12 protein-coding genes are annotated in these 12,320 nt (G+C 49.4%); 3 read left to right on the top strand and 9 right to left on the bottom strand.

All coding sequences use genetic code 11. The annotated features are described in order from the left end of the window. Positions 1–62 precede the first annotated feature (62 nt). Genes gpsA through A8O29_RS01185 form a run of 4 tightly spaced genes read right to left on the bottom strand, consistent with a single transcriptional unit; the run spans position 63 to position 2,271 of the window. Positions 63–1,082 (bottom strand): NAD(P)H-dependent glycerol-3-phosphate dehydrogenase, encoded by a 1,020-nt coding sequence (gene gpsA, locus A8O29_RS01200; protein ID WP_125354679.1) that lies wholly within the window; start codon positions 1,080–1,082, stop codon positions 63–65. Then, positions 1,082–1,549: a protein-export chaperone SecB gene (gene secB, locus A8O29_RS01195; RefSeq protein ID WP_110510307.1), complete on the bottom strand. Its 468-nt coding sequence runs from the start codon at positions 1,547–1,549 to the stop codon at positions 1,082–1,084. The genes gpsA and secB overlap by 1 nt, the downstream gene beginning before the upstream one ends. A 21-nt stretch (positions 1,550–1,570) precedes the next feature. Next, positions 1,571–1,822: a glutaredoxin 3 gene (gene grxC / locus A8O29_RS01190; RefSeq protein ID WP_125354678.1), complete on the bottom strand. Its 252-nt coding sequence runs from the start codon at positions 1,820–1,822 to the stop codon at positions 1,571–1,573. Positions 1,823–1,839: 17 nt separating this feature from the next. Then, the gene (locus A8O29_RS01185) at positions 1,840–2,271 is read right to left on the bottom strand and encodes a rhodanese-like domain-containing protein (protein WP_110510309.1); all 432 of its coding nucleotides are present in this window, start codon (positions 2,269–2,271) and stop codon (positions 1,840–1,842) included. 250 nt (positions 2,272–2,521) lie between these two features. On the opposite strand from A8O29_RS01185, the gene gpmM reads away from it, so the two are divergent. From gpmM to A8O29_RS01170, 3 genes are read left to right on the top strand one after another with little or no spacing between them, the layout of a single operon-like run. Continuing rightward, positions 2,522–4,066, top strand: a complete 1,545-nt coding sequence (gpmM, locus tag A8O29_RS01180; RefSeq protein WP_125354677.1) for a 2,3-bisphosphoglycerate-independent phosphoglycerate mutase — start codon at positions 2,522–2,524, stop codon at positions 4,064–4,066. Between the two features lie 9 nt (positions 4,067–4,075). Beyond that, positions 4,076–5,347 (top strand): murein hydrolase activator EnvC, encoded by a 1,272-nt coding sequence (envC, locus tag A8O29_RS01175; protein WP_125354676.1) that lies wholly within the window; start codon positions 4,076–4,078, stop codon positions 5,345–5,347. A 3-nt stretch (positions 5,348–5,350) separates the two neighbouring features. After that, the gene (locus A8O29_RS01170) at positions 5,351–6,286 is read left to right on the top strand and encodes a divergent polysaccharide deacetylase family protein (RefSeq protein ID WP_125354675.1); all 936 of its coding nucleotides are present in this window, start codon (positions 5,351–5,353) and stop codon (positions 6,284–6,286) included. Positions 6,287–6,324: 38 nt separating this feature from the next. Here the strand turns inward: A8O29_RS01170 and A8O29_RS01165 are convergent, their stop codons facing one another. The 5 genes from A8O29_RS01165 to tdh all read right to left on the bottom strand — a co-directional run bounded on the left by A8O29_RS01165 (position 6,325) and on the right by tdh (position 12,316). Further along, positions 6,325–7,242 (bottom strand): capsular polysaccharide synthesis protein, encoded by a 918-nt coding sequence (locus A8O29_RS01165; RefSeq protein ID WP_125354674.1) that lies wholly within the window; start codon positions 7,240–7,242, stop codon positions 6,325–6,327. Next, complete coding sequence (locus A8O29_RS01160) at positions 7,243–8,106, bottom strand: glycosyltransferase (protein ID WP_125354673.1); 864 nt, start codon at positions 8,104–8,106, stop codon at positions 7,243–7,245. A gap of 77 nt (positions 8,107–8,183) precedes the next feature. Continuing rightward, positions 8,184–9,443, bottom strand: a complete 1,260-nt coding sequence (locus A8O29_RS01155) for an O-antigen ligase family protein (RefSeq protein WP_125354672.1) — start codon at positions 9,441–9,443, stop codon at positions 8,184–8,186. A 104-nt stretch (positions 9,444–9,547) separates the two neighbouring features. Then, a complete protein-coding gene (locus A8O29_RS01150; RefSeq protein ID WP_125354671.1) occupies positions 9,548–11,128 on the bottom strand; it encodes a phosphoethanolamine transferase in 1,581 nt (526 codons plus the stop codon). A gap of 162 nt (positions 11,129–11,290) precedes the next feature. After that, the gene (gene tdh / locus A8O29_RS01145) at positions 11,291–12,316 is read right to left on the bottom strand and encodes an L-threonine 3-dehydrogenase (protein WP_125354670.1); all 1,026 of its coding nucleotides are present in this window, start codon (positions 12,314–12,316) and stop codon (positions 11,291–11,293) included. Positions 12,317–12,320: the final 4 nt, after the last annotated feature.

Genomic DNA, 12,320 nt, shown 5'->3' with positions numbered 1-12,320 from the left:
ATGATAATGACCGGTCAGTTCTGCGCTGACCGGGTCATTGAGATGACAACGATTCCCTGCGACTAGTGGTGGCTACGCTCTTCCTTGCTGGCACGACCTAATAGGGTCAATGCTGCCTCGCGAGCATTCTTTCCGCAATACAATACCTGATAAATTTCCTCGGTTATTGGCATTTCGACACCAAATCGGTGGGCAAGTGCCCTGACCTCTTTGGTATTGCGGTAACCTTCAACCACCTGACCAATCGCATCCTGCGCGCCCTGCACATCTTTGCCCTGTCCGAGCATCATGCCAAAGCGGCGGTTACGCGACTGGTTGTCGGTACAGGTCAGCACCAGATCACCCAGCCCCGCCATCCCCATAAAGGTGGTCGGGTCGGCACCCAGCGCCGCGCCCAGACGCGTCATTTCAGCAAGCCCACGGGTGATTAGCGCGGTTCGGGCGTTAGCGCCAAATCCGATGCCGTCAGACATCCCGGCACCAATCGCAATCACGTTTTTCACCGCACCGCCCAGCTGTACCCCGATAAAATCTGGGTTGCTGTAGACGCGGAAGCTTTTGCCGCAGTGCAGCAGCTTTTGCAGATCCTCGGCAAATGCCGGTTCGGTCGCTGCCAAAGCAATTGCCGTCGGCATGCCAGCCGCCAGTTCTTTCGCGAACGTCGGGCCGGAAATCACCGCCAGTGGAATATCATCCCCGAGCGCTTCACGCGCGACGTCCTGTAACAGACGGCCGGTTTCCGCTTCCAGGCCTTTCGTCGCCCAGACCAGACGCGCATCAGAGCGCAGCAGCGGTTTGAGCTGACGCAGCACGTCACCAAACACGTGGCTTGGCACGACAACCAGAATATCGCGGCTGGCGGCGAGCGCCGTGGCGAGGTCGGCTTCAAGGTGCAGCGTGTCGGGGAAAGGCACATCAGGGAGGAAGGCCGCGTTGCAGCGGTCTTGTTGCAGTATCGCCAGATGTTTGGGGTCGTGACCCCAAAGGACGACATCGTGCCCGTTTCTTGCCAGGGTGATGGCAAGAGCGGTGCCGTAAGAACCGGCACCGATCACAGTCATTGCAGCTTTACGTGCGTTCATCAGGCATCCTGATGTTGTTCGGCACCTTCGCCAGCTTGCTGCTGCAGATAATTCATGAACAGCGCATCGAAGTTCACTGGCGCAAGGTTCAGTTGCGGGAATGTACCGCGAGAAACCAGGCTGGTGATGCATTCACGGGCATACGGGAACAGGATGTTCGGGCAGTATGCACCCAGGCAATGCGCCATCTGGTTACCGTCGATGCCTTCGATGGAGAAGATGCCGCCCTGCTGAACTTCACACAGGAATGCCGTTTCTTCGCCCAGGGATGCGGTAACGGTGACACGCAGAACGACTTCGTATACGCCTTCAGCCAGTTGGGTTGAAGCCGTATCCAGATCAAGTTTAACCTCTGGCTGCCAATCTTTCTGGAAAACCTGTGGCGCATTTGGCGCTTCGTAGGAAACGTCTTTGGTGTAAATACGTTGGATCTGGAAAGTCATTTCTGGATTGTTTTGTTCTGACATCTTATTTGTCCTTAAAAGGGATTATCGCAGCAGGGAATCAAGTCCACCACGCGCATCAAGTGCATACAAGTCGTCACAGCCACCAATGTGCTGTGTATCAATAAAAATCTGCGGCACCGTGGTACGGCCACTACGTTCAATCATTTCTTCACGCTTCGCCGCGTCACCATCGATTGGCAACTCCTGGAAGGAGACGCCTTTACTGTTCAGCAGCGCTTTCGCGCGATGGCAAAACGGACATGTTGCTTTGGTGTAGATCTCAGTATTGGCCATGACGTTACCTCAGAAAGTTACTTACCACGAACCAGTGGCAGGTTCTCACCGCTCCAGCCCGCAACGCCTTCTTTCAGAACATATACGCGCTCGAAGCCCGCTTTGTTCAGCGTCGTTGCCGGATCCTGAGCCTGCATACCGGAACCATCTACAACGATGATGGGTTTATCTTTATGTTTTTCAAGCTCGCCGAGGTTATTTGCTTTGATTTCAGCAGGCAGGACGTTAACGGAACCGGCGATGTGGCCTTTGCGGAAATCATCACGCTGGCGCAGATCGACGACCACTGCGTCTTCTTTGTTGATAAGGCGCGTGGCTTCACCGCGGGTGATCACTTTGATTTTTGAGGTCAGGCCTTTAAAGGTCGTGAACAGAACGGCAGCCAGTAAGCCAACCCAGGCGATACTCAGTATGGGATGACGGCTAACAAATTGCATAATTTCTTGCATGGAGGGTGATAACTCCCGACTCAGTGATTAAAAAAAACAGGGAAGGAGTATACCTGTGCGTGGTGGCAAATACAGCAAGCCGAGCCTAAGCTAATCCAATTTCTGCGGCCTGTTTCGCTAAAATTAGGCCAAAAATAATCAAACTCAGCGTCGGGGTCGCCCGTTCTTTGATCTTCCGAGGCAGATTTATCGATTCAGCTGTAGTAAAATTACGCAAATTTTTTATCTTGTGAGCATGAGGTTGTCGCATATGTCGGTTACTAAAAAACCTATGGTACTGGTGATTCTGGATGGCTACGGCTACCGTGAAGACCAGCAGGATAACGCGATTTTCGATGCGAAAACGCCGGTTATGGATGCCCTGTGGGCCAAACGTCCACACACGCTGATTGATGCTTCCGGCCTGGAAGTCGGTCTGCCGGACCGTCAGATGGGTAACTCCGAAGTGGGTCACGTCAACCTGGGCGCGGGCCGTATCGTGTATCAGGACCTGACCCGTCTGGACGTTGAAATCAAAGAGCGTACGTTCTTTGAAAACAGCGTGCTGGCAGGCGCGGTTGATAAAGCCGTTGCTGCGGGCAAAGCCGTGCACATCATGGGCCTGCTGTCTGCCGGTGGCGTTCACAGCCACGAAGATCACATCCTGGCGATGGTAGAACTGGCTGCTCAGCGTGGCGCAGAGAAAATCTATCTGCACGCCTTCCTTGATGGCCGCGATACGCCACCACGCAGCGCCAAGCCAACTCTGCAGCGTTTCGAAGAGAAATTTGCTGAGCTGGGCAAAGGCCGCGTAGCGTCCATCATTGGCCGTTACTTCGCTATGGACCGCGACAACCGTTGGGATCGCGTTGAACAGGCTTATGACCTGATGACCCTGGCGAAAGGCGAGTTCCAGACTGACACCGCCGTTGCCGGCCTCGAAGCCGCTTACGCGCGCGACGAAAACGATGAATTCGTGAAAGCGACTGTTATCCGTGCAGCAGGCCAGGCCGATGCAGCCATGGAAGACGGCGATGCGCTGATTTTCATGAACTTCCGTGCTGACCGTGCCCGTGAAATCACCCGTGCTTTCGTAAACGCTGACTTCGACGGCTTCGCCCGTAAGAAAGTGGTCAATCTCGACTACATCATGCTGACCGAATACGCGGCTGACATTAAAGCCCCTTGCGCATACCCACCAACATCCCTCGCGAACACCTTCGGCGAGTGGATGGCGAAGAAAGACAAAACCCAGCTGCGTATCTCTGAAACTGAGAAATACGCGCACGTCACTTTCTTCTTCAACGGCGGCGTAGAAGACCCGTTTGTGGGTGAAGAACGCATCCTGATCAACTCCCCGAAAGTGGCGACCTACGATCTGCAGCCAGAAATGAGTTCGGCAGAATTGACTGAAAAATTGGTCGGCGCAATCAAGGGTGGCACGTACGACACCATCATCTGTAACTACCCGAACGGCGACATGGTTGGCCACACCGGTGTGATGGAAGCGGCAGTCCAGGCCATTGAAGCGCTGGATAACTGCATCGCAGAAGTCACTGCAGCCGTAGAATCCGTTGGCGGTCAGTTACTTATCACTGCTGACCACGGTAACGCTGAGCAGATGCGTGACCCGGCTACAGGCCAGGCGCACACCGCGCATACCAACCTGCCAGTACCGCTGATTTACGTTGGCGGCAAAGCGGTTAAAGCGGTCGACGGTGGTAAACTTTCCGATATCGCACCTACCATGCTGACCCTGATGGGCATGGAGATCCCGGAAGAGATGACTGGCAAGCCGCTGTTCATCGTGGAATAATCCCTCCCCATGAGGGGAAAGGCGATTGTTTCAAATACATGGATCGCGACGGCAGTCCGATCCATTTGTTACGCCAGCGCAGTTAGCGCTGGCGTATTGTTGTGCGCGACGTATGCTCACGCGAACGATCGCGACCAGCTAAAATCTATTCAGGCCGACATCGCCAGTAAAGAAAAGGCGGTTCGCCAACAGCAGCAACAGCGCTCCGCGCTGCTCGCCCAGCTCAAAAAGCAGGAAGAGGCCATTTCCGCTGCCGCCCGCCAACTGCGGGAAACCCAGAATACCCTCGCTGACCTCAATAAGCAGGTCGATGCCATGAACGCGTCGATTGCTAAACTTGAAAAGCAAAAAGTCGCCCAGGAACGCAGCCTCGCCGCACAGCTTGATGCCGCATTTCGTCAGGGTGAGCACACCGGTATTCAGCTGATCCTCAGCGGTGAAGAGAGCCAACGCGGACAACGTCTGCAGGCCTATTTTGGTTACCTCAACCAGGCGCGCCAGCAAACCATCGCCGAGCTGAAACAGACGCGCGAAGAAGTAACCTCGCAAAAAGCCGAGCTGGAAGAGAAACAGAGCCAACAGCAAACGCTGCTGTATGAGCAGAAAGCGCAGCAGGCCAAGCTTGAGCAGGCGCGCAACGAACGTAAGAAAACCCTCGCCGGGCTTGAGTCCTCGATTCAGGCTGGCCAACAACAGCTTTCCGAAATGCGGGCCAACGAATCACGTATGCGTTCCCGCATTGCGCAGGCCGCCGCTGCTGCGCGTGCTCGCGCAGACCGCGAAGCCCGTGAAGCGCAGGCCGTACGCGACCGCCAGCAGGATGCCTCGCGCAAAGGCACCACCTACAAACCTTCTGCAAGTGAACGCTCGTTGATGTCCCGTACGGGCGGGCTGGGTTCACCGCGTGGTCAGGCCTACTGGCCAGTACGTGGCCCAACGCTGCATCGCTATGGCGAACAGCTTCAGGGTGAACTACGTTGGAAAGGGATGGTTATCGGTGCGTCTGAAGGCACCGAGGTAAAAGCCATTGCCGATGGCCGGGTGATCCTCGCCGACTGGTTGCAGGGCTACGGCCTTGTGGTTGTCGTTGAGCACGGCAAAGGCGACATGAGTCTGTATGGCTATAACCAAAGCGCGCTGGTCAGCGTCGGGACCCAGGTTCGCGCGGGTCAGCCGATTGCCCTTGTGGGCAGCAGTGGTGGTCAGGGCCGACCGTCACTTTACTTCGAAATTCGCCGCCAGGGTCAGGCGGTCAATCCACAGCCGTGGTTGGGAAGATAAGTTTTGCTTCAATTTCGCTCGTTAGCGTTGTCCGTCGCCGCCGTACTGGCGATGATTTCCCCGGCCCACGCCGGAAAACTCTCGATAGTCATTGATGATTTTGGCTATCGCCCCCACCAAGAAAATCAGGTACTGGCCCTGCCCAATACCATCTCCGTTGCAGTGTTACCCAATGCTCCCCACGCCCGCGAAATGGCGACTAAAGCCCATAACGGTGGTCATGAAGTCCTGATCCACCTGCCGATGGCGCCACTCAGCAAGCAACCGCTGGAGAAAGACACCCTTCGTCCGGACATGAGCAGCGCAGAGATTGATCGTATTATTCGTGATGCGGTCGGCAAAGTGCCGTACGCCGTGGGGCTGAATAACCATATGGGCAGCGCCATGACGTCGAGCCTGTTCGGCATGCAGAAAGTGATGCAGACGCTGAGCCACTACAATTTCTATTTTCTCGACAGCATGACGATTGGCAACAGCCAGTCAATGCGCGCTGCCGCCGGGACGGGCGTGAAGGTCATCAAACGTAGAGTGTTCCTGGATGACAAGCAAAACGAGGCGGATATTCGGGTGCAGTTTAATCGTGCGATTCAGCTTGCGCGCCGAAATGGCTCGGCGATTGCGATTGGCCACCCGCATCCCACGACGGTTCGTGTGCTTCAGCAGATGGTGTACAACTTGCCGCCGGATATTACCCTTGTCCGACCAAGCAGCCTGCTCAATGAGCAGCAGACAGACACCTCGACGCCGCAGAATAGCGGCCCGGCTCAACAGCCCGCCACATCGCGTAACCCGTTCCGTGGTGTGAAACTGTGTAAACCAAGACAACCACAGCCGCCAGTGAATGCCAGCCGCTTCTTTACCGTGCTCGGCGACAGCATTACCCACAGCACGCTGGTGCAGTATATGCAGCTACAGTGGCAGGGATGGGATCAGCCCTGATTCAACGAGGCTGCCGAAAAGGCGGCCAGAAATGAACATCACAGAATATATCCATTAATAATTTCTTGATAAAGTGTTGGCACGTTTCCTTTTTTAGAGACCCGGTTCCCTTTATAAGTCAATTTATAGACACCTACCTCATCACTATTAACTTTATCTCGGACATGATTATTTATAGGAGCATCCAAATTATCTCTTAAAAAAAACCTTTCGTTCCCATTAATTTTTTGTAGCAGCACCATGCTCTTAATTTTTGCATTTTTTTCGAAATGAAAACGCATTATGTAATCAAGCAAAAAGTAATCAATGGCGACGTCATGATTAGACCAATATGAAATAAGCATCGAATAAATTTTAGTAATATACTCGTTCGACTTTTCGCATGATAGTAAGTAAGTAACCCATAAGCCCTGACTTATTGCGAAAACTTTCGGTTTAACATCAAATCTTAATGAATAAAAAGATCGATTAGTAAAATTCGACGATAACGACCGCGTTAAGTAAATAGTCGCATCCACCCAGGTTCCGCCATGCCGAGAGAGCAAAGCGCAACGAAGAATATCAGAGAAATGAGCACCACCAATTAGCCCCATCTTAAACTTTGAATATATCGCCTCAGATATAATTGCATAGTTTTTAAAATTATTTTCATCAATGATTACCACCTGCCTCCCTCCACTATTTCGGTGAATGGATGATATGCATTGCCTAACAATTTCAGGAGATTTTTCAATCCCTTGCAACCAACAAATCCATATGGCATTATCAATGTTATCACAAACATCATGATGCAGATTATCAATTGGCACAATGGGCAATGCGGAAAGAGTTTCAAATACTCTCTCCATTTTTTTGCTCTCAAGATACCAATAAATCTTCGTTAGTGTTTTATTGTTGTATTTTTTACTTAATCGCTTCGTCTTTCGGATAAAATAATTCAGAGTTTTCAGTTTCACTTATCCGCCCTCTTTTTTGAGAAACTCCATTAAGCTACGACGAATTAACTTCAAGCGAAGTTTCATATTCTTCTTTTTCCTAAAAAGCAACGAATTCATTTTCACGGCACTCATCCCACGAAAAGACATCAGCTGGAAAAGGTTATTACTCTTCGTTTCTTCACTCATAAGGTCTCTGAACTTGAAATAGAGCTTACGATAGGAGGTGTATTTCTTTATCTGCTTGGTAATTCTGTTATCGCTATGCTCAGCATCCACCATCTGGGTACTAAACGGGTATTTCAGACCTGGACCAAACTTTGCGATCAGTTTTATCCATACGTCGCGGTCTTGTTGTTGCTTGATTTCCAGAGAGAAACATCCTACCGCCATCAACTTTTCTCTGGTCGTAAGCACTTGGTTACCGACTACATTCTCGCAGAGTATATCCTGCAGCCCAATAACTCGATAGGTATCTATATTTTTAGCGTGCTCTCGGTCTTTATCCAGGCGCGTCAATGTGTCGCAAACAAAAGCATATTTGTCATTGTATCTACTGACAAGAAGCGATATGCGTTCTGGCAGAAAATAATCATCATCATCCAGCCCAGTAACAAATTTGCCTTGTGATAATGCATAGCCGCAGTTGCGGCTAAAATTGGAACCGCTGTTAATGGCATTACGCTGATATACAAAACGAATGAATCGTTGTTCACACTCATCGCGAAGGGAATCTATCAGCATTGATGTCTTTTCATTGGAGAAATCGTCAATCACGATCAATTCAATCGCCAGATAATCCTGAGCGATAACAGAACGAATAGCCCTTTCCAACAGGTCTTCCCGGTTGTGGGTGGTGATGATGACGGAAACCAACTCTTGCATACACAGACTCACTTCATAAATCGAGGCGTTTTCACTGCCAGGAAGAATACTCTGTCACTGGCAGAGAAGCAAAATGATCACTTCACAACATCATGGTGGCGGTTCTGTGTCAGGAAGACAACAAACATAATCAATGTCAGCATCCAGGCGGTAGGCGTCGTTTTTGAATAGAACATCACTCCACTAAACCCAAACATTACCATGGAAGTCAAAAAAGCAAAGAGAGCAAAACTTTTTATCTGCCGAAGTGAATACCATGCCAAGGCTATGACAAAGCAGACATAAAGCAGAACCCCAGAAGGCCCTTTGGTTGACACCGCCTCAACAAACTCATTATGCAGATGCCCTCTGATATGACTCAATGCTCCCGATAAGCTAGGATCTTCCTTAACAGCTTGTCTTATAAGAGTATTACGCTGATCAGTAGATTGCCAAAGATAATTATGTTCCGACGCAATTAATCCTGATTTCCACATAGCGAATCTCGCGCCGACAGAGGTGTTACTGTTATCATTTTCATAGGCCGAAACATCTTTGTTCAAATCATTATAACGCTTGACCAGATTGTCCTTCATCATGAAAGCGCCCGCCATAAAGGCCAGTAACAGCACCGCTATCCCCTTCCACGGTATATGTCGTTGCTTATAGCAACGAATACAGAGCAGACCTGCAAATATAATAGGGTAGGCCATGATCGCAGCGCGCGTGCCTGTTGTGACAAGAATAATAAAGGTCACAAAGAAGTGTGCAAGAATAAGTAAATCTTTAAAGCGCATCCGCGAATGCTGGAGGACCATCATGATATAACATGACAGGAAACCGACTGTATATGCAGCACCAGTAGAGCTCGCGCCGCCTCCAAGAGAAAACTCAACTCTCTGTAAACCTAATTCAATATGTTGGTACCAGGCATACGCAATCATGATTATTTGAAGAATCATAATCACTGCATAATGGATTTTATTATTGCCAATTTTAAATTTTTCGTTGACTGAGAAGGCAAAAATTAAAAGAGATCCATATATGCAAATTTTACCCACTTCAAGATAGGCACGATATGAGTTAATCGCCGGACTATTATTGACTTTATATAATCCATACCATGCCAGGTCACAGATCCCAGTGATTAAGAGAACCAGACATAACCAAAACACTTCCGTTTTGTAGAGATGTTTAATATTGTAAATAACTAAGAAGAATGAAATAAAACCCGCGACATTCAGTAACTTATTAGAAAAGTCGGGTGACAGGATGATACTGCCAAAGGCCACGACACAGAGGCCAAAAATCAATTCTGTCATCCGAACCTGTATGCTTTGCCCTTTCAAACTCGTCATTATCGTTCTCAATCAGTTACTCAATGGTAAAATTTGAATTTAATTCTTTAAAAGACTGTAAAAAAACAGCATCTTAACCAAACTGGTGAGCAATCATGCCATAGTTAATGCATGCTGTTCCAGCTATATATCTTTCCAGTTGTATCCATGATCATAATGGGTTTCTGGTAGGTCTGGAGCCAAGATTTAAGGTTTTTATCTTTGCTTTCAACCCGATGAACGCCTAACCACAGCTCAGCAAGCGTGTTGGTATCATCTGTAGACCATGGCGTGTTGTAATCTCCGGTCCATTTTTTATTCTCTGCAACTTCCGGGCTGTACCAGATGAACGCGGGAACAGATAAAGCCTCTTTAGGAGGATTAGCGCCAGCGTGGGAGTAGACTACAGCACGCGAAGGATCGCGTATTAAGGCATGGTCCGAAAAATAGAACACAGACGACCGTGAATGAGAAAGTTGGCTAAATATTTTACCCATGAGCTCATCGGTGAATCGCACAGAATTATCATAGCAATCATCGGCTTTACTGCCGTCTTTAAAGAAGGAAGCCGTCTCAGGGAAACGCTTGCATGCCGGTTCATGGCTACCGTAGATGTGCAATACGATCAGTTTCTTGCCCGGCTTTGCAAGAGCCTGACTCAGCAAGGGCAGCAATGCGTCATCAAACCCACCCTCTACCCACTGATGCTGTTTCGTATTCATAGCAATCCCGGTAATCACGTTATTGTACGCCCCTCCTTTGCCTTGCCGGCTGTACCAGTGCGTCTCATAACCTGCTTTATTCGCGACACCGATAATATTGTCGCCATACAGAACAGGTTCTGGCTTTTGCACAGAAGCTGCGGTGAGTGCTAAAGGCACAGCCATAATAGTCACGGGAGCAGGACTCACGGCATGGCGGAACAGCAGGATATTCTTCTGCTGGGACTCCAGCTGTGGCGTGGTCTCTCTTTCATAACCATAAATACTCATATTTGACGTGCGTTCTGACTCGCCGACGATGAGTATATAATTGTCAATGCCTGTATCCGTGGTCGTTATTTTATAATCTGGTGCATTTTTATTAATAGTAGCCACGACATTGATATCCGCGAATGCCTGCATAAATACTTTTGATGTACTCAGTGGCGTTGAATTCACGACTCGCTGAGCCATACTGTCCACTTTACTTTTGCGCATCTGATGCAGTGCGGCCTGGACTGTGTAACCCGTCAATAAAAGTACCAGCAAGATAAGAGGGTATTTTCGAAATCTATTTGGAATCGCATCCAGGCCACTATTAATCGTGAACATGAACAGGGCAAATAAGGCTAAGAAAATGCTACAGTCTCGCCAATACAACCCCAGCATTGAATATGCTTCACTGCCAGTAGTATTCATAACACTTAACGCGAAGCCATATGTGAAAACGGAATTAAAATTTGTCCAGGCATATAATTGCAAAGCAAGATCAGTCGCAATAAGCCCGAAGAAAAAAGCACCAGCAAGATTTCTTAAAAAATTATTACCAATGCAACGTAAAGCCAACATCAATAATATAAAAACTAGAGTGCGATTGATAACGGCATTATAGCGTGCATTAATAAAATTAATTAATACTACTGCCAAAACGGACAAAATAAGCGGGATCCACGTGAAAAATAATGCGCTTTTTTTAGATCGATTCTTTTCAATAGTTAACGACATTTCACGTAATTCCCACGTAGTAATTTCAATAGTGAATATGGATTATAATTAGCAGGCTTATCGAATTATCATGGCGCTATCATCACTCGACATGCATTATGGAATTGATAAGGAAAAAATCATTGAGCACCAGTTTATCAATCTGGTGCTCAAAGAGGAAGGTTAATCCCAGCTCAAAATCACTTTCCCGGACTGGCCGGAACGCATCGCGTCAAAGCCTTTCTGGAAGTCATCAACGCCGAAACGGTGGGTAATGATTGGGGAGAGATCCAGCCCTGACTGGATAAGCGCCGCCATCTTATACCAGGTCTCGAACATCTCACGCCCATAGATGCCTTTGATGAACAAGCCCTTGAAGATGACTTTGGTCCAGTCGATAGACATATCTGATGGCGGTATCCCCAGCATCGCAATACGCCCGCCGTGGTTCATGGTGTCAAGCATGGTACGGAACGCGGGTGGTGCGCCTGACATTTCCAGGCCCACGTCAAACCCTTCGGTCATGCCCAGTTCGGCCATGACATCAGTCAGGCTTTCTTTGGACACGTTAACCGCGCGAGTCACGCCCATTTTACGCGCCAGATCCAAACGGTATTCATTCACGTCAGTAATCACGACGTTACGCGCACCAACGTGTTTCGCGACGGCAGCGGCCATAATACCGATTGGGCCTGCGCCGGACACCAGCACGTCTTCACCGACCAGATCAAACGACAGCGCCGTGTGAACCGCATTACCGAACGGATCGAAGATTGACGCCAGATCATCAGAAATGTTATCCGGGATTTTAAAGGCGTTGAACGCCGGCAGAACCAGATATTCAGCGAAGCAACCCGGACGGTTAACCCCAACCCCCGTGGTGTTGCGGCAAAGATGTGTGCGGCCTGCGCGACAGTTACGGCAGTGGCCGCAGGTGATGTGACCTTCACCAGAAACGCGATCGCCGATTTTAAAACCTTTCACTTCCTGGCCAATACCGACCACTTCACCCACATACTCATGGCCCACAACCATCGGAACCGGAATGGTTTTCTGCGACCATTCGTCCCAGTTATAGATGTGCACGTCGGTGCCGCAAATTGCGGTTTTGCGAATCTTAATCAGCAGGTCGTTATGTCCGACCTCCGGCTCCGGAACGTCGTTCATCCAGATACCTTCTTCGGCCTTCAGTTTCGATAATGCTTTCATCTCA

Origin of the sequence: Scandinavium goeteborgense, assembly GCF_003935895.2 — a bacterium.
GTDB lineage: Bacteria > Pseudomonadota > Gammaproteobacteria > Enterobacterales > Enterobacteriaceae > Scandinavium > Scandinavium goeteborgense.
This window is presented reverse-complemented; position numbering and strand designations above follow the sequence as displayed.

What these genes read in the sequence shown, in the direction of transcription:
- A8O29_RS01150 (WP_125354671.1), bottom strand. Translation starts at nt 11,128, where the DNA reads ATGTCGTTAACTATTGAAAAGAATCGATCTAAAAAAAGCGCATTATTT.
- grxC (WP_125354678.1), bottom strand. Translation starts at nt 1,822, where the DNA reads ATGGCCAATACTGAGATCTACACCAAAGCAACATGTCCGTTTTGCCAT.
- secB (WP_110510307.1), bottom strand. Translation starts at nt 1,549, where the DNA reads ATGTCAGAACAAAACAATCCAGAAATGACTTTCCAGATCCAACGTATT.
- gpsA (WP_125354679.1), bottom strand. Translation starts at nt 1,082, where the DNA reads ATGAACGCACGTAAAGCTGCAATGACTGTGATCGGTGCCGGTTCTTAC.
- envC (WP_125354676.1), top strand. Translation starts at nt 4,076, where the DNA reads ATGAGGGGAAAGGCGATTGTTTCAAATACATGGATCGCGACGGCAGTC.
- A8O29_RS01155 (WP_125354672.1), bottom strand. Translation starts at nt 9,443, where the DNA reads ATGACGAGTTTGAAAGGGCAAAGCATACAGGTTCGGATGACAGAATTG.
- A8O29_RS01160 (WP_125354673.1), bottom strand. Translation starts at nt 8,106, where the DNA reads ATGCAAGAGTTGGTTTCCGTCATCATCACCACCCACAACCGGGAAGAC.
- A8O29_RS01185 (WP_110510309.1), bottom strand. Translation starts at nt 2,271, where the DNA reads ATGCAAGAAATTATGCAATTTGTTAGCCGTCATCCCATACTGAGTATC.
- tdh (WP_125354670.1), bottom strand. Translation starts at nt 12,316, where the DNA reads ATGAAAGCATTATCGAAACTGAAGGCCGAAGAAGGTATCTGGATGAAC.
- gpmM (WP_125354677.1), top strand. Translation starts at nt 2,522, where the DNA reads ATGTCGGTTACTAAAAAACCTATGGTACTGGTGATTCTGGATGGCTAC.